The sequence below is a fragment of the Lentzea pudingi genome, assembly GCF_014646255.1.
Taxonomy (GTDB): Bacteria; Actinomycetota; Actinomycetes; order Mycobacteriales; family Pseudonocardiaceae; genus Lentzea; species Lentzea pudingi.
Genome location: NZ_BMNC01000028.1, coordinates 40,659 through 57,286 on the forward strand (window position 1 = coordinate 40,659; position 16,628 = coordinate 57,286).

The 16,628-nt window shown below is 63.3% G+C and carries 13 protein-coding genes; 4 read left to right on the plus strand and 9 right to left on the minus strand.

What is annotated here, in order from left to right:
* Positions 1–62 precede the first annotated feature (62 nt).
* Positions 63–1,154: a cupin domain-containing protein gene (locus IEY88_RS42280; protein ID WP_189160533.1), complete on the minus strand. Its 1,092-nt coding sequence runs from the start codon at positions 1,152–1,154 to the stop codon at positions 63–65.
* A 187-nt stretch (positions 1,155–1,341) separates the two neighbouring features.
* Between IEY88_RS42280 and IEY88_RS42285 the strand changes: the two genes are divergently transcribed.
* On the plus strand, positions 1,342–2,166 hold the full coding sequence (locus IEY88_RS42285; RefSeq protein ID WP_229694281.1) for a fumarylacetoacetate hydrolase family protein: 825 nt from the start codon (positions 1,342–1,344) through the stop codon (positions 2,164–2,166).
* A gap of 69 nt (positions 2,167–2,235) precedes the next feature.
* Here the strand turns inward: IEY88_RS42285 and IEY88_RS42290 are convergent, their stop codons facing one another.
* From IEY88_RS42290 to IEY88_RS42315, 6 genes are all read right to left on the minus strand, one after another.
* Positions 2,236–2,976: a GntR family transcriptional regulator gene (locus IEY88_RS42290; RefSeq protein ID WP_189160535.1), complete on the minus strand. Its 741-nt coding sequence runs from the start codon at positions 2,974–2,976 to the stop codon at positions 2,236–2,238.
* Between the two features lie 189 nt (positions 2,977–3,165).
* A complete protein-coding gene (locus IEY88_RS42295; RefSeq protein ID WP_189160536.1) occupies positions 3,166–4,416 on the minus strand; it encodes a M24 family metallopeptidase in 1,251 nt (416 codons plus the stop codon).
* A 224-nt stretch (positions 4,417–4,640) separates the two neighbouring features.
* Positions 4,641–6,161, minus strand: coding sequence for a sugar ABC transporter ATP-binding protein (locus tag IEY88_RS42300; RefSeq protein WP_189160537.1), 1,521 nt, complete (start codon positions 6,159–6,161; stop codon positions 4,641–4,643).
* Positions 6,162–6,167: 6 nt separating this feature from the next.
* Positions 6,168–7,217, minus strand: coding sequence for a sugar ABC transporter substrate-binding protein (locus IEY88_RS42305; protein ID WP_189160538.1), 1,050 nt, complete (start codon positions 7,215–7,217; stop codon positions 6,168–6,170).
* Positions 7,218–7,326: 109 nt separating this feature from the next.
* The gene (locus IEY88_RS42310) at positions 7,327–8,400 is read right to left on the minus strand and encodes an ABC transporter permease (protein WP_189160539.1); all 1,074 of its coding nucleotides are present in this window, start codon (positions 8,398–8,400) and stop codon (positions 7,327–7,329) included.
* Positions 8,387–9,136 carry a class II aldolase/adducin family protein gene (locus IEY88_RS42315; RefSeq protein WP_189160540.1) on the minus strand — a complete coding sequence of 250 codons (750 nt, stop codon included), beginning with the start codon at positions 9,134–9,136 and terminating at the stop codon, positions 8,387–8,389. The genes IEY88_RS42310 and IEY88_RS42315 overlap by 14 nt, the downstream gene beginning before the upstream one ends.
* Positions 9,137–9,778: 642 nt before the next feature.
* Between IEY88_RS42315 and IEY88_RS45210 the strand changes: the two genes are divergently transcribed.
* The 3 genes from IEY88_RS45210 to IEY88_RS42325 all read left to right on the plus strand — a co-directional run bounded on the left by IEY88_RS45210 (position 9,779) and on the right by IEY88_RS42325 (position 13,905).
* Complete coding sequence (locus IEY88_RS45210) at positions 9,779–9,910, plus strand: hypothetical protein (RefSeq protein WP_268241291.1); 132 nt, start codon at positions 9,779–9,781, stop codon at positions 9,908–9,910.
* An 848-nt stretch (positions 9,911–10,758) separates the two neighbouring features.
* Positions 10,759–11,115, plus strand: coding sequence for a hypothetical protein (locus IEY88_RS42320; protein ID WP_189160541.1), 357 nt, complete (start codon positions 10,759–10,761; stop codon positions 11,113–11,115).
* Between the two features lie 1,395 nt (positions 11,116–12,510).
* The gene (locus tag IEY88_RS42325; RefSeq protein ID WP_229694282.1) at positions 12,511–13,905 is read left to right on the plus strand and encodes a S8 family peptidase; all 1,395 of its coding nucleotides are present in this window, start codon (positions 12,511–12,513) and stop codon (positions 13,903–13,905) included.
* Positions 13,906–14,175: 270 nt separating this feature from the next.
* Here the strand turns inward: IEY88_RS42325 and IEY88_RS42330 are convergent, their stop codons facing one another.
* The gene (locus IEY88_RS42330) at positions 14,176–14,973 is read right to left on the minus strand and encodes a pyridoxal-phosphate dependent enzyme (protein ID WP_189160542.1); all 798 of its coding nucleotides are present in this window, start codon (positions 14,971–14,973) and stop codon (positions 14,176–14,178) included.
* A 584-nt stretch (positions 14,974–15,557) separates the two neighbouring features.
* On the minus strand, positions 15,558–15,893 hold the full coding sequence (locus IEY88_RS45790; RefSeq protein WP_505744130.1) for a hypothetical protein: 336 nt from the start codon (positions 15,891–15,893) through the stop codon (positions 15,558–15,560).
* Positions 15,894–16,628: the final 735 nt, after the last annotated feature.

The window sequence follows — 16,628 nt, forward strand, 5'->3', positions numbered from 1 at the left end:
GGAGCGGGCACCGCCGCGACACCGCTGCGGAAGTGCCATCATCTGTGATTCGCATTCGCGGCTCAGTCTTTCGCGAAAACACCAGTGACCTTCTGTTGTTCATCGAGTTCAGCCTTGCGGAACAGGTGCAGCGCCTCGAGCACCGCCCGGTTGCCGACGACGAAGAGATCCGACTGCTCGGAAACGTTGTGCTCAACAGGTACCCAGGAGGGGACGACGAAGACGTCTCCCGCGGACCAGGCGAACTCGGTGCCGCCGATGACCGAGGTGCCCGAGCCGCGGAAGACGACGTACATGCGCCCGCCGGCCTGGCGCTGTGGCGTGGTCGGGACACCAGGGTAAACACGTGTCATCTCGCACGTCATCGTGGCAATCGCCGGACCGCCGGTGATCGGGTTCTTGTACTCGACTGTCACACTTGCCCCGCCGGCCGCGGCGTGTAGCGATTCGAGCGTCCGGTCGACCTCGCTGTAGGGGTACCGCAGCAGCGGCGAGTGCGATGAAACGCTCGCCGACATCGAAGTCTCTTGCAGCCCCACAGCACCGAAGCCGCGCTCTGAGACGTTGTGGCCGATCACCTCCTGCATGCCGTCCGGATGCTCCTGGAAGAAGATCGACTCCAGTTGCGCCACGAGCGGGTGGTCGATCGCGTCGAACCAGATGATCGGGTCGCTGCCGTAGTTCGTGTGATCGTGCCAGGCCCAGTTCGGGGTGAGGATCAGATCGCCAGGGGTCATTTCGCACGCGTCGCCGTTGACCGTGGTGAACACGTTCTTGCCCTGGACGACGAACCGGATGGCTGCCGGGGAATGCCTGTGCGCGGGCGCCGTCTCACCCGGCGCGAGATACTGGTACGCGCCGAAGAACGACTCCGTTGTGCCCATCTGGAGTCCTGGATTGCAGAACTGCAGTGCGCGGCGGGCATCGCCGCGCTCGTTGACTCGCACCACGGTGCCCGCCTGCTTGGCGAGCGGCGCGATGGTCTTCCACTGCCACAGGTGCGGCCTGGTCCTCGGTGTGGGCTGAGCACCGAGGCCGTCCCTGCGCCACAAACCGGTGAGGTCCTGCGCGGCGAGCGCGCCGCAAAGTTCGTCGTACGCGATCTCCATGGTGTCCGGTCGAGCCGGACCACTGCTGTCGTTGGCGTTCTCCACTGCTCTCCTCCGACCTGACGAGCAACCTGTCGCGGGCCCGAATCCTGGTGCTACCTGGCTACCGTTCAAGAGTATACACTTTGGCCATGACTCCACTGACAAGTGTTCGATTCAGGGTTGCGATTCACACAGCGATCGGATGCCTCGACCGATGAGACTCAGCCTCTTCGACGCTCACCGTCTTGGCGTGTGGGGTCTCCGGGACAGCATCGTCGACATAAGCGACCTGATCGACTCGTCGATCCGCCCGGACGACCGGATGAACGCGCTGATCGAGCACTGGCCGCAGCTGAGGCCCGCTGTCGAAATTGCGAGCAGGTCGGTGGGAACGGCACTTTCGGACGTCGTGCTGCGAGCACCGCAGCCGCGACCGACGAAGATCGTCGCCGCAGCCGCGAACCATGCCGCTCACCTGCAGGAGATGACCACCCGCGGCTCCACGCAGCCCTCAGGAACAATCGAGAAGTACCGCGGGTTTCTCAAGGCTCCGTCTTCGATCGTCGGACCGGACGCCGCGATCGAACTCCCTTACCACGACCGCCGGATCGACCACGAAGGCGAACTGGGAGTGGTCATGGGCGCGCGGGCCCGGCGAGTCACCCGCGAGGACGCGCTGCGGTACGTCTTCGGCTACGTTCCGCTGCTGGACATCACGATGCGCGGCGAGGAGGACCGGCCATACCGCAAGAGCTTCGACACGTTCACGCCCATCGGGCCGGCCATCGTGACCGCGGACGAGGTGCCGGACCCTGACGTGCTGGACCTGCAGCTGCGGGTCAACGGCGAAGTCCGGCAGCGAGGCAACACGGCGGAGTTCATCTACGACGTCCCGCGGCTGATCGAGGTCTATTCGGAGGCGATGACGCTCGAGCCGGGCGACATCATCGCCACGGGCACGGTCGACGGAGTTTCCCGCCTCGTGGGGGGCGACGTCATCGCCCTCACGATCGAAGGGCTCCCGACGCTGCACATGCCGGTGCTCGCAGCAGATCTCAGGCCGAGCACGACATGAGATGTGGCCAGAGGGTGGCCGGAGCCCAGCGCACGACACTGGGCTCCGGCCACCCTCTGGCGGGCAATTCTATCGGCCGTGGTCAAGAACTCGATCAAGACTCAAGCGGACCGCCACCGGGTCGTACCGCGGGGCAAGCTGACCGATCATCGACAGGGCCGAGCGGGCGAGATGGACCACCAACTCGCTCGCGGCACCCGCGGCATCGCCTTCCACACAAAGCGCGGCTATGCGCTCGTGGCCGCCAGCGTGTTGGAACGACGGCAGCGGCCCGCGGTAGTGATACATGGCGCGGAACTGCTCAGCCCGCTGCATGTTGGTCTCAATGGTGCGTCGCAGGTGCTCGCTCACTCCGGACACAAGCGCCATGTGGAACCGGTTGTGCGTCGAGTTCCACTCGTCGGTGCGGTCCGCGCCCGGCGACGTGCGGTTCAGTTCCTGAGCCATTCTCGAGAGGTCGTCGCACTGCGCGCCGGTCATCCTCGGCACGGTCATCGCGGTGCCCAGACCTTCGAGCATGATCCGCTGGACGTACACCGCTTCCAGCTGCGCCGCGTCGAACCCGACCACTCGTGCTCGTTTGAACGGCTCAGCCTCGACGAGGCCCTCTTCCTGGAGCATTCGGATGGCCTCACGGACAGGCGTGCGAGACATCCCCAGCCGGTCGGCGATGTCGACCTGGTTCATCACCGCGCCGGGCGGGATGGCGCCGTCGAGGACCAATGCCCGCAAGTGCGCGTGCGCAACGTGGGCAGCGGGCGCGCCGGAGGGCCGTGGGAGGGGACGCAGCCCGTCCAGCCAGTTATCCATCACCAACGCACGCTACCGGTCGCTCACGGCGGCGGACGCACCTTGCACGTCCGCCGCATCCAGGCAGCAATGGCAGTGGACCCGCGAATGTCTCGCATCGCGATCAGGTCGTTCTGAGCGGACCGTGCAGGCCTGCTGTGGTTTCCTCTTAGCCACCTACCTCACCGCCTCCTTTCCTGGTGGGCGTCGTCAGCCGACCTGTGGTAGCTCAACCGGGACACCGACCAGTGCTTCCGCCCTGCCGGGCCGGACCACCATGAAGTCGGCGACCATGCAGCCCACGTCAGGTTTCCACGCGCTGTCGTGCAGGTTGACGTTGTTGCCGAACGTCATGCCTTCCTGGAGCACGAAGTCCCCGATTCCGTGCCCGTTGAGCATCGGGGGCCCAAAGCCCTCCTCGTAGATCACGGTCGGGAACTCGGGGGAGGCCGCGCCCATGGCGTGAAAGCCGAGCTCCACCCAATCCAGGCCGGCGCGCGCCGCCGGGGCGCGGATCTCCCGCAGCGCCTCGCGCAAGGTGTTCCCAGCGCGGAGCGCGCTCTTGCTGGCCTCGAGACACTCCTGCGACACGTCCCAGATGCGCAGCAGCTGATCTGGTGCTTTCGGGCCGAGGTAAACACTGCATTCGGTGTGGCAGCGGTAGCCCCCGTACTTCGTGTGCCACTCGGCGATGACGAGATCACCCTGGTTCAACGGTCGTTGAGTGGGGGTCTTCGGCCCCTCGGCCGCGTGCAGGAGGTTCCACAGCTCATCGGACGGGTGCTCGACCGGCCCCGCCCCGAACAACATGAAGAGCGAGGGTTCACCGCCCTCAGCGATGTGCGTGCGAGCCATCTCCGCGTAGACGTCCGCCTCGGTCACCCCTGGTCGCGCGGTCTCGATGAGCGCGCGCAGCGTCTGCCTCGCGATCGCCGCCGCCTGACGAAGCCTGTCGATCTCTTCCTCCGACTTGACCAGCCGGACGTCCTGCAGCAGTTGGCTCGAGTCGACGAACTCGGCGTCGGGCAGCAGCCTCCGCAGGGCCTCGATGTCGCCCTGGAGGAACACAGTGGTGGTTTGAATGGCAGACGCGAAGCCGACCAGGCCGAGCCTGCTGCGCTCCAGACCACGAGCACGAACCTCCGCGGCGATTCCAGCCATGCCTTCCCGCGTGCGCACGTCTGAGCACCAGCTCTGCACGGAGAGGTTGCGGTTGGCCGGCCAGGTGGTGTGCGGGGTTCCCGCCCAGACCACCGGTTCACCCTCGAGGGGTAGCAGGCCGTCGCACGCGGGTTGACCTTCGACGTGGAAGAGGTACTGGAGGTTGGCCACTCCCATTCCCCAGAAGATGTCCGTGCCGAGCACCAGCAACGCGTCGACCTCAGCCTCGGCCATGCCGTTGCGGACGAGCCCCCATCGGCGGTCGCGCTCGGCATGGGAGAACTGGGGAAGCCAACGCATGAGCTCACGCGTCGGCTGGGCTCCAGATGGCAACTCCGGTCGTGTGATACGCACAGCCGCATTTCTCCCGTCAGTTCCACACGCAAGTTTTTGTATACACTACAGCTTCAAGTGTATACACATAAGTCTAGGCGGGCCTCCGGAACGGTCCGGTTCGACAAGTCGGAACCGGACCGTCGACGGCCTTTTGACCACCTGATCGGCGCACCCGCACGATTAGCGACTCAGCAGGACGCGAGATCACCGGTGTTCATCGCCTCGAGGAGGCTGTGCTCGTTGAGCTGCTGGTCTCGGAGCTCCCCGCACGCGCGGCCTTGGAAGAAGATGACCACGCGGTCACAGATGTCACTCAGCTCCTTGAGGTCGCTCGACGTCACCAGGACCACCCGCCCGCTCGCCGCCATGTCGGCGACCGCTGCGTGCATCTCCGCCTTGGCCCCGATGTCTACCCCCCTGGTCGGATCGTCCAGCAGCACCAGGGGCGGCTCGGTCTCGAGCCACTTGGCGAACACCACCTTCTGCTGATTTCCGCCGGACAGGTGACCGACCGGTGTGCGGGGTGAGCTCATCCTGATGCCGAGCCGGTTGCGCCAATGTTCCGCGCGGGCCAACATGGCTTTCCCGTTCAGCAGGAAGCCCATCCCGCGCAGCGGGCCGCCACGCACGATCGCGATGTTCTCGAAGATCGGCTTCTCCAGCATCAGCCCGAGCCGTCGGCGGTCACCTGGGATGAACGCCACCCCTGAGCGCACCGCTTGTGTCTCCGACGACGGACCAGGCCGACCGGTCGGCAGGGTGATTGTGCCTGCGTCGGCCCGGCGTCGACCAAAGATCACCTCGAACACCGTGTGCGCCCCAGATCCCTCAAGGCCCGCTAGCCCCACGACTTCGCCTGGGTGGGCGGTGAGGTCGATCGGCCCCACTTCGTCGGCCACTGCGACCCCTTCCAGGCGAAGGGGTGCGCTGTGTGGTGGCTGCTCGCCTTCAGGTCGCTCCGGCCGCTTTGCCGATTCACCGTCGAGTGGCTTTGCCGCACCGAGCATGTGCCCGACAACTCCGCGAATGGTCATCGACGTGCACGGCTCTCCGGCCACAGCGACGCAGCCGTCGCGCAGGATCGTGACGTTGTCGGCAACAGCGAAGACGTCCTCCAGCATGTGTGACACGTAGACGATGCCAACGCCCTGGTCCCGCAGAGTTCGAACTACTCCGAGCAGACGCGCGGTCTCCGCCGCGCGAAGCGCTGAGGTCGGCTCGTCGAGCAGCAGGAGCTTTGGCTCACCCAGCAACGCCCGCGCGATCTCGACCAGTTGCCGTTCGCTGAGCCGAAGCTGGCCGACCAGGCGGTCGACCGGTACGTCCAGACCCACCGCCTCCAGCACAGGCCGCGCTCTGCGGCGCATCTCGGCCTGGTCCACCAGCACCCCGCTGCGCAGCGGTTCGCGTGTCAGGAACAGGTTGTGCAACACACTGAGATCGGGGAAGAGATTCAGCTCCTGCGAGACGATCGCGACGCCTTTCTCCGCAGCATCGCCCACGTCAGCGAAGCGCACTGGCCTGCCGTCAAGCGTGAGCGACCCCGAGGTCGGCTGCTCGGCGCCGACGAGGATCTTGACCAGCGTCGACTTGCCTGCGCCATTCGCACCGAGCAGGGCGTGCACCTCGCCGGCACGAACTGTGAGATCAACACCGTTGAGAGCGTGGACGCCCTGGTAGTGCTTGGTGATACCCGACGCCACGTACATACCGAATCACCATGCCTCGGCGAGGGGGCGAACATGCTTCGCAAGGTCGCCGAACAGCTCCTCGACCCGGGGCGCGTACCCACTCGCAAGCGTCTCGGGCGTGGAGTTGCGTTGTTCGATCTGGTCGACGTTGTCGCGGTTGACAACGGTGAAACCGGTGTCGATGAACCCTTCGGGCAGCTCAGGGCCACCGCGGGCACGCTCGACGAGCAGCCGTGTCGTGATGTAGCCCATCAACCAGTAGTTGTCAGAAACCGCTGCGGCGATAGTCCCCTCGCGCAGTCCACGCAGCACCTCAGGCGGAGTTTCGAGCGCGCCGGCCGCGAGCCGGGCGCCGGACCGCGTCTTGATGTTGTGGAGACTGGCACCGTCCTGATCACAAGCGCCGATGCCGACAACCGCGTCTGGAGTCGACTGAATGGCGGCCTCCCAAGCGTTGATGTTCTCGCGAGGTTCAGGCTTGGAGTCGAACTCCTTGATCTGAGCTCGCGGCAGCCGCTCGGCCACCGCCTGGCGGAATCCCTGCACCCGTTCGTACAACGAGCCGACCGTCTGCGGCACGCAGGTGCCGAGCAACACCGTGCCGGTGGTCTCCGGACCCAGCCTCGCGTTGTCGATGGTCGCGCGCAGGGCCTCCCTGCCCAGAGTGGTGTCGTTCGCCCCCACGTAGGTTCGGATGACGGCGTTGCCGACCTGGTCGGCCGTTCCCACTGGCTTGGCCTGATACGTGACAGCTTCGACCTGGTCAGCGACCTGGGTGAGCGTTCGCTGCCACACGTCCGGCGGCTGAGGCGCGATCGCCATCGCGTCCGGCCTGGTGGACAACAGGTCGGTGGTCTGCCTCTGCGCGGCGATCGGGTCGTAGTTGGCCGGCGGCTCGAACGTGAACCGCACCGGGCCCAGATCCTGAGCCGCCCGCTCCACACCCATCAAGATCACCCGTGAGTCCTCACCGGCCGGGACGCTCGTCGAGAAGGCGATGTTCACCTCCCGGCCGCCCTCTCCCTCAGTCGTCTGCTGAGTTTCAGCCCCGGTGCACGCGGCCAGGCCGAGCATCGTGGCCGCGATGGCCAGACGCGAGATGACTGAACGCCGTGGGCCGAGCTTGCGCGGTGCACGCATGACATTGCTCCTCATCTGTTTGTGCGGATGTGAATTCCCGGCTTCACGCCGTCAGTCGCAACGCCGCGTCGCGTCGTCGGCGGATCAAGGCATCCATGCCCACCGCGATCAGGATCACCGCTCCGGTGACGACGTTGGTCCATGTCGTGGGAACCCTGAAGAAGACCAGGCCGCCGTTGATGACCGATACGACCAGGGCGCCGATGAGCGCACCAGGCACGGTGCCCGAGCCACCGGTCACCGCCGTACCACCGATGATCGCGGCGGCGATCACCTGCAACTCGAAACCTGCTCCGACTGTCGGATCCGCTCCCTGGAAATACGCGAGGTTCAACACCCCGGCCAGTCCGGCGAGCGCTCCCACGACCATCAGCGCGTAGAGCCGGATGCGGCCGATGGGAATGCCGGAGAAGGCGGCAGCGTCCCGGTTCGAGCCGATCGCCCGAACCATTGCCCCGAAGCGGGTCTTGGTGAACACGATCGTCAGAACGATGCCCAGGACCACCACGAACCAGGCTGCCACCGGCATGCCGAGCCACTGATCACCGAGCCCGGTGAAGAACGCGTGGTCTACTGGAAGGCCACGCACGGAAGCGTTGTCACTGATCACGGTGACCACCCCGCGGTAAGCCGACAGCGTCCCCAGGGTGACGATGATGACGGGGATGCGCAGCAGACTCGCCAGTACGCCGTTGAGTGCGCCGAGACCGGCACCGAGGACAATCGAGATCAGCGCTGCCAGCCACGGGTTGACACCATCGTTGGCCATCATCACGGCGCACACGATGAAACAGACCGCGTACGTGCCACCCACCGATAGATCGAACTCGGTCATGGCGAGCAAGAAGACCATTCCATAGGCCACGATGGCGACGAACGCGGCCTGCCGCAGCGTGGTGAGCAGAACGTTCGGTTCGAGAAAGACCGGATCGTACAAACCGATGGCCAGCACCAGCACGACGAGCACTGCGCTGATTCCGAACTCGTTGACTGACAGCAGTCGGCGCGCCGCTGATCGGATGGCGCGACCGCGAACTGTGGAGGACGCCGACGCCGAATCGCTGCCGACACGCGAGGTGGCTGTCTGCGCCGGTGGCTTGAGGTCATGGTCCGACATCAGTAACTCCAGTATGTGCCGCGTCGTCGATGAACATGTCGTCGCCTGCTGGCGGCAGGCGGCGTACGAGGTACTCGAATGCCTGGAGAAGCGCAGGCCGTGAGTAGCAGTTGGATCGCTTGGACAGCGACTCATGTGGATCAGACCAGGTCGGCGAGCCGCCGAACTGTTGCACCAGCAGTTGCTGTCGCGCAGCCTGCTCCAGCAACACGGCCGCCATGGTGGCGGCAGGCAGGTCCTGCCCGACAGTCACGATGCCGTGGTGTAAAAGGAAAAGCGCGGTCGCGTCGCCGAGCTGAGCCGCTACCTGCTCGCCGAGGTGCCGAGTCAAGATCAGGTCGCCGGTTGCGGTGAAGCGGGGGATGTCGGGCGGCACGAAGAGGTTGGCGGCATGGCTCATCGGGCGAAGTGGCAGCCCGGCGGCAGCGAGTGCGACGGCGTGCGGCGCATGCGTGTGCACTACCGCGCCGACGTCCGGCCGTGCCGCCATGATCTCGGTGTGAATCGGGTACTCGCTGTGTCGCGCACCGGTGCCCTCGACGACTACGCCATGTCCGTCGACGAGGTGAACCCGGTCTGGCGTGACCTCTTCCAACCCCCATCCCGCACCCTTGATCCAGACTCCTCGCCCCGCGGGGTCGCGCGCGGAGGCATGCCCCCAGATGAAGTCGCGATGCCCGGACGCCCCCAGTACACGCGACGCCAACGACACGAGTCGGCGAATCTGTTCGGACATGTACCTCCTCCTAGTTGGACTGACGCTGGTAATGGATGGCGTGCCAGGCAGCACACGCGCCGAGGCAGCGCGACGTTAACAGCAGTCCACTGAACAGTATACACTTGGTCAAGGGATGTCGCTGCGACGCAGCGTCGACGAGTGACCACGGAGCGCTCAACAGTACTGCCATCAAAGGACTTTGTGTCCCCCGAGGAGGGCAACGAACCCTGAAGGCGAGGGCTGCAGCTCCGGCGTCAGTTCGTAAGTTGTATACAGTTTGAACTCGGATGGGGCGACAAGTTGTGCCCTGCACCGATCACGCCGCATCGGCGGATTCTCATGTCGTTGAGCCCCGGCAGGCAACCAGAGGCAGATCGCCTGCGCGGCAAACGACACCCTTGAGTCCATGCGTGATGACCCAGCTGCGGCGCGACTGGAGCAACAAGGGCATGTCGGATCCGCGACCGATTCACTCTCGTAGCTCGACAGCATCACCCCCAGCGCTGACGGAGCCGCTCACCGCTGGCCGGTTCGGAACGCAGCCGTGCAACGTTCTTGCCTGCAAGGGAGAACGGCCGATGACACCCTCAGCGCGAACTTCTGTGTCATCGGCTACGAGCATAGATCCCGCCATAGGATGCGGGATCAACTTGTTAAGCAATGATCCTGGCCTCTGCGATCACGCTGACGGAGATCGGTTTCCCGGACGGGCAGGCAATAACCTACGATCTTGAACGAACGGTGTTCAACGGAAAATTTGCGCAGTCGAACGCCATTGAGGCAGTCTCCTGACCGGAGACTCCCGCATGACGAGGTGACGGCCCCCCAGCTGCGGAAGGTAGGAACCTGAGTCGAGGAAAACACCAGGCAACACTGGATTCTTGAAAATCGAATCCGAAGCCGCATGCTTCTCATGATCTCAACGGGTTTCGGTCAAGTCGTTCGCGCTCGGAGCCCGTCAAGACGAGTACCACTTCGTCCGTGTCGTCGATCTTGCGAAGCTGGTAGCGGAGCACGACAGGGCGCCTCTTCGCCTGGCAAAGCCGCGTCCACCCAGAGGACCCTGCCAGCACGTTGATCACGAGTGAGGTCTCGTCGATGCCCCGGACCGCGTGTAGCCCCTGGTGATCATCGAGCAGGCGACCGATCTGGCCTCTAACAGTTGAACCGACCACATTGCATGCCCCAGTACATCCCCGCCGACTTCATTGCCGCGCGGCGCGAAAATACAGCTCTGTACCGCAGGCTTGATAAGTCGCGTGCCGCGAGTCAATTCTGTCATCTGTCAAGAATCCCTGCCGGCCACAAGCTTCCACGGCATACCGCGCCTATCCGCGACAGATCTTCACGTCTCTCCCGAGTTTGAATCTAACGGACCTGTTGACAGGTTGGAAAACTACCGACACCCTGACGCCCCAAGGCAACGAGTACGGCCTATCCGGAGGAAAATGATGAGGCTGCTCACTGGAGTTGTTGCAAGCGCACTCGGATTCGCGGTCCTGGCCGCTCCCGCAGTTTCTGCGGCTTCTGCCAGCGCATCTGTTTCTGTAGCAGAGAATGTCTCAGCTGCTGCAGCGACGGTATCGCGGCAGGAACTTGTCAACCGCGCCAAGTCATGGAACCCGCACACCGCGCAGCGAGTGCCCTACAGTCAGACCAAGACGCGTGGCGGCTACCGCACGGACTGTTCGGGGTACGTGTCGATGGCGGCGAAGCTACCCGCGCCCGGACCTAATACAGTGGGCCTCGCGTCCTCGACCTACACCGTCGCCATCAACAAGAACGACATGCGGATGGGCGATCTGTTCATTGACGCCATCGGCAACTCCAACACCCGCCACGTCGTGATCTTCGAGAAGTGGGCCAACGCCCAGCGCACCTCCTACTGGGCCTACGAGCAGCGCGGCGGATACGGCACGGATCACCGCATCGTCAGCTACGGCCTGAAGGCGGGCAGCGAGTACAAGCCCCGCCGTCTCAAGAACATCACTGGCTAAGCTCGTATACATGAGTTAGGCGGTTCGCTTTATGCGGGCCGCCTACTTGTTGTGTCGCACGATCGAACGGATGCCAATTCTCTTCACGGTACCCAGGCCACTATCAGCCAATCCAACGCATTTATGCGAATTTTCTACCAAGTAGCACACGAATGCGCCCTTGCCGCTGTAAGTGCGGAAGCCGTCAACGACGACTCCAGCACGGCGACGACTCGGCGTTGGCCTGCTCTTGCGTGGTGTCGGTGCGGTCGGCGAAGAAGTGCGCGACGATGCCGCAGCTTGAAGGTCTATCCGATCCTCGAAGCGCTGCCCAGAAACAATCAAGTCGGCTGGCGAGACCTGCCTGCTGTCGTCTGGGCTCACATACCAGCTGGCAGTTTTAGTGAAATGTCGTCTGCGAGCCCCGGATGAGACAGGTCCCTTGCAAAGCCGAACCGGCTACCGCGACAAGTTCGCCGGTCGGCGGGTTCGCGAGCGAGCAGGACGAGCTGGAGATTCGCCGGCGAAGAAGGACCCGCTTCGTGAAGGAGAGGGATCGTCGACATGCAGCGGTTCCTCTCCGAGCACCGTGCCACTTCGGCGTCGTCGAGTCCTCCCTTCTAACACCAAAGATCAAGGGCGCGAGCCGTTCCGAGCCAACTGTCGACGCGCGCCTACCTATCGAGCACGACGTTCCGGTTGGCCTGGCCACGAAGCTCAGGCTTGGTATGAGGCTGGAGATCCTCAGCGACTGTCTCTATTCTGCTGCCACCTTTGATACGACCAGTTGAAACTGGCGACGAGGCCAGCCTGCTCAACTTTTGGCACCCGAAAAGCAAGCTCGGGCCGGGGGCCGTTATCGACACGAATACAGACTCAGAACGGAATGCCATCGAAGCTGCGAAAAATAGATCTGACTATTGACCACCACTCCTGGCGGAGCGTCAGAGCATCCAGCTGATCACCCGTCCTGCGTTACCTCCATTTGCACTGTCGAGTCAGGAAATGCAATACGGATCAGAGCAGCCGGGGACATGACCCGAAGCGCGCGCGCACGATATCCGCGCCTTATTCGGCAAACACTCTTAACAGTCGCGGGAATCCTTGCGGCTGGGCCACCACTCGCGGTGGAGCGTTCGACTGGTGGCCTAGCCTCGGGCGCTCAGCCCGCGCTCGCCCACCATAGAACGCAGCGGACAGTCGCAGCGCTCGATGCGCTTACTCGTTTTCCTCTCGGCTCGTTGACGACAACGAGAGGTTGTGGCGATACTAAGATCAATCACTGAATGATTATCTACTCCTGTCACACTCAAGAGCTGCACGAAAGATTTGGTCGCACCCTGCGCAACAGCAGCGCATGATCAGCGAGCGAGCGCCATTGGTTCACGTCTTCCGACGTGCAGTAAATACCAATCAATGGAAACGCACTGGCTGACAACTCAGCCTTGCACTGCGACCCACAAGGCAACAGGAGGATTCGCCGCAGACGTATTGCGCGATGATTTGAAGAGTCGCCAGCACCATTTTGTCGACACACCTGTTGAACTCGCCCATAGCGCGCCACTGACAACCTTCAAAGTGGAGATCTTACACATGCGAGATTCCTCGAAGTTCCGGACCAAGGGGTTGGCTGGGGCTCTGTTGGCCGCCGGCCTGACGGTCGCTATGACTACGACGCTAGTGGAAATGGCCGCTGCGGCTGAAGGCGACATTCAGGGCACAGGCATTGAGAACCCCTTGAATGACAGCTACATCGTGGTGCTCAAGGAGCCGAGCGAGTTCAGCTTCGCCACGTTGAGCAGTAAGTACCAGGCCACCGTCAAGCACACCTACAGCAGTGCCCTGCACGGCTTCTCCGCCACCATGAGCCGGTCGCAGGCCCGTCGGATGGCCGCGGACCCGTCGGTCTCCTACGTCCAGCAGGATGCGGAGGTGAAGATCTCCGAGTCGCAGACGCCTACGCCGTCCTGGGGCCTGGATCGCATCGACCAGGCCGCTCTGCCGCTGAACGACTCCTACAGCTATCCAAACGAGGGTGAGGGCGTCACGGCTTACGTTCTCGACACCGGCATCCGCAACTCTCACAGCGACTTCGGCGGCCGTGCCCGGTCCGGATGGGACACCGTCGACAACGACAACGACGCCTCTGACTGCAACGGCCATGGCTCGCATGTCGCGGGCACCCTCGGCGGAACCAAGTACGGTGTAGCCAAGAAGGTCAACCTGGTCGGTGTGCGGGTGCTGGGCTGTCAAGGCGTTGGCAGCTGGGCAAGTATTATCGCGGGCGTTGACTGGGTAACTCGGAACGCGGTCAAGCCAGCCGTAGCGAACATGTCGCTTGGACAGCTTGCTAGCAGCGGCAATGACGCCCTAGACCAGGCGGTTCGCAATTCTATCAATTCGGGCGTGACCTACGGGCTCGCGGCAGGAAATGAAGAGAGCGGCCTTGGAAGGGCTTGCTCCTGGTCTCCTGCCCGTACGGCTGAGGGAATCACTGTAGGGTCAACGACCGCAACGGATCGAAAGGCGCCAAGCAGCAATTTAGGGCCATGCTTGGACCTGTTCGCACCCGGTGAGAACATCACATCGGTCTGGCACTCGGACGACAACGCCACCAGAACGATCAGCGGAACCTCAATGGCGACTCCCCATGTCGTCGGTGCTGCCGCACTCTATCTGGCGGACAACCCTACAGCCACTCCGCAGCAGATCCGGGACGCGATTGTCAACAGCGCCACAAACGATGCCGTACAGAGCAGCCATCTCGCCGGCTCACCGAACAAACTCTTGCGCATTGTCAGCCCCAGGTAAGTGTTCCACCACCTGATAGGCCAAGACGTAGAGCGATAACATTTGATGGCGGTGCCCACACTGGGCACCGCCATCAAATTTTACAACTGCCCACCGAGTGCAGAAATGGCGATGCCTCCCCAGCTGAAAGCAGTCGTTCCGAGCCGAGACCATTTCCTCCGGCAGCACCCACCTCAAGCAGGTCAACCATGTCCAGCCATCTCAATGCCGCGCTTCCGCGCCACCGGACACTGCTGTGCGACTAGATCATCACATGGCTAATCGCATGGCTCATCGTGCAACGTTCCACCACAGATCCCCGTGGTTGGCTTGCACTTTGACCAGCGGCCACAGCTTCGCATCGTAGTACGCGTTGGAAGGAACCGGAGGGGAAACATTCGCCGCCTCCATGAACATCTGTTCGCTGCGATGCATCACAACTCCCTGCGTGGCCGCAAGCCTCCTGATCCGGCTGTCATTCACGTCTAGGACGCGCACGTCGACACAGTGCACGGTCACCGAACTCGAAAGGATCTCGCGGAACGTGGTCGCCAAGGTCCCGCTCCCCACGGGCAACCAGAGCGCGCGTGGCTCTCCGCCCAGCTCTTCGACGACGTGGGTCCACTCGAGTGTCAGCGCTCGTTGAAGGTGTGAGATGTAGTCCGGAGATCCGAAGCCCAGCGGCAACTTGATCTTGAGCGGGTCTTCTGAGGTAAATTCCGCTGCTTCACGCTCGGCGTCATCCAGTGAAGCGCAGGCACGAATTTTTGCCCCGTAGGTCTCGGCGAGCAGCGCATACTCGTGAAAGTTGCCAGCATGGGTCTCACAAAACAGGAAACATTCTACACCGAGAAGACCAGTCGAGTGTGCCAGAGCCACCTGAGCGAATCCCGGTGCAGGACTCGCGTAGACGAAGGCTGTCGCTCCTTCGCTCATGAACTGTTGCAGATACGGGATGATTGCGCGTTGTTTCGTCCCGCCGGTAAGAAGATCCTCCCGCGCGACGGCGGCAACCCCGCCGTCGACCAGCAGTCGGTCGATGACGACATCGGGAGACATCGTTGCGACAAGGGACTGGTTCATCATCATGACTAAGTAATGCAGTTCGAGGGCTGATCGGTCCAGTTGGCTGCCGAAGTTATCAAACGCTCAAGGAGTACGAATGCGCACAGCTCCCTGTTGGCGAATGGGGTTCGCCACGGTGCAGGCAACCAAGCCTGACGGCTTGAAACTTCTGAGCTCCCGCTCTCACCAGCCGGTTGCCCGCACCAGGGTCGACACTTGGAAATGAACAGGCCACAGGCCTGGTCTCCCGTGGCTGCTGCCAAGATTCTCTTGTCTGCATCGCAGATGCAGAAGTCCGCGTCTTGCCGATGCGGACCGAAACGGGTGAAGCAGTCTCGCCTTCACCATGTAGAGAGTATGAGCCTGCATGTGTCGCCTACCTGCACTATGGTTGCCGGTTCGACGCTGACGGCTGAAGGCGGCACGTGAACTCCGTGCGTTACCTTGTACTCTCCCGCCTTTATCGAGAAGATGCCTGCGAGCGGATGCGGCAACTCGTCCAGTTCGCCATCCCATCGCTCCGTGGAAGCTGTACTCGATCACTGTGCGCTGCGTCCGAGCATCGGCATGTCAGAACCTCGATCCTGCAGGCAGTCGGCCAGAGAGGCTCACGCAGCCGCGTTGGCAAGCGCCAGATGGACAACCGTGTCCACCAAGTGAGGCGGAACCGTGGCCGCGATGCGCTCCCGCTGGGATTCGATGGACAGGTCAGGTTCCAGCAGACGCAGCAACACCCGTCCAGCCGCGCTGAATCGCAATGACGGATCCTGCCGCAACTCTGCCCATGACCGGCGCTCGGTCGATCGTCGGCAAGGCACGCAGCCGGGCGCCTGGGTGACGCCCGTTCGACGCCAGCGGGCTTCGAGCAGACACCACCGCTTCCGACGTCGGAGTGCTCGGCCTGTGCCTCCCCGGCGTGGAAGCACCGGGTCGAGTCCTGACATGACCCGCTTGCGAACGTCGTGCGCGGTCGACGGTGAGATGCCTGCGGCTTTAGCGATGTAGCGCAATGAAGCACTTGGGTTCGCGCTGATCAGCTCCCCGCCAGCCGACGTCCGCCCTCCCCGTCGATCGGGCGGATCCTGCCGTCCCGTCCGATCCTGGATGTCGAATGCCCGACCTGCGCGTCGGATCGCTGGTGGCGGCGCTTGGTGTCGATGATCAAGTATTCAATCGTGCTGACTACGCGAGAAGGTGATCAGCAGCCTTGACGAGCGCTGCCAGTGGTAACGCAGATGGAAGCTCAGCCCTGGTCGAGGCTTTGACGGGGAACAAGCGCGCCGCACACTCAGTGTGCGGCGCGCCTCTTTCACGCTGGTGGCTGGCTGCTCGAACAGATCTAGTTACCAGGCGCGTCGGAGATTCGGCCCCTTCCCGCGCTTAACGCGTCAGACCGAATCCATCCGGCGAAAGTGTCGGTTGAACTGCGACGATTACCCTCCTCTGCCTTGATCAAGCGAGCCTTGACCCCGACCTACGGACATCGAAGGACTTTGAACACTGACAACTTGACGCCGAAATGCCGATATTCTTGATTCAATCGAAGCCGCGGGAGAAACACCACTGCAATTATGCTTTCACCACCCGGCTCGCCAGCACCTCTTTACCGTAGCGGCGGTCCGCCGATCGGGCTCCACCCGCTCCACCGGTCATTCGGGCCGACCTGGTAGTTCTGATGG

What these genes read in the sequence shown, in the direction of transcription:
- IEY88_RS42305 (WP_189160538.1), bottom strand. Translation starts at nt 7,217, where the DNA reads ATGCTCGGCCTGGCCGCGTGCACCGGGGCTGAAACTCAGCAGACGACT.
- IEY88_RS42315 (WP_189160540.1), bottom strand. Translation starts at nt 9,136, where the DNA reads ATGTCCGAACAGATTCGCCGACTCGTGTCGTTGGCGTCGCGTGTACTG.
- IEY88_RS42310 (WP_189160539.1), bottom strand. Translation starts at nt 8,400, where the DNA reads ATGTCGGACCATGACCTCAAGCCACCGGCGCAGACAGCCACCTCGCGT.
- IEY88_RS42325 (WP_229694282.1), top strand. Translation starts at nt 12,511, where the DNA reads ATGGAAACGCACTGGCTGACAACTCAGCCTTGCACTGCGACCCACAAG.
- IEY88_RS42295 (WP_189160536.1), bottom strand. Translation starts at nt 4,416, where the DNA reads ATGCGTTGGCTTCCCCAGTTCTCCCATGCCGAGCGCGACCGCCGATGG.
- IEY88_RS45210 (WP_268241291.1), top strand. Translation starts at nt 9,779, where the DNA reads ATGATCCTGGCCTCTGCGATCACGCTGACGGAGATCGGTTTCCCGGAC.
- IEY88_RS42290 (WP_189160535.1), bottom strand. Translation starts at nt 2,976, where the DNA reads ATGGATAACTGGCTGGACGGGCTGCGTCCCCTCCCACGGCCCTCCGGC.
- IEY88_RS42300 (WP_189160537.1), bottom strand. Translation starts at nt 6,161, where the DNA reads ATGTACGTGGCGTCGGGTATCACCAAGCACTACCAGGGCGTCCACGCT.
- IEY88_RS45790 (WP_505744130.1), bottom strand. Translation starts at nt 15,893, where the DNA reads ATGTCAGGACTCGACCCGGTGCTTCCACGCCGGGGAGGCACAGGCCGA.
- IEY88_RS42330 (WP_189160542.1), bottom strand. Translation starts at nt 14,973, where the DNA reads ATGATGATGAACCAGTCCCTTGTCGCAACGATGTCTCCCGATGTCGTC.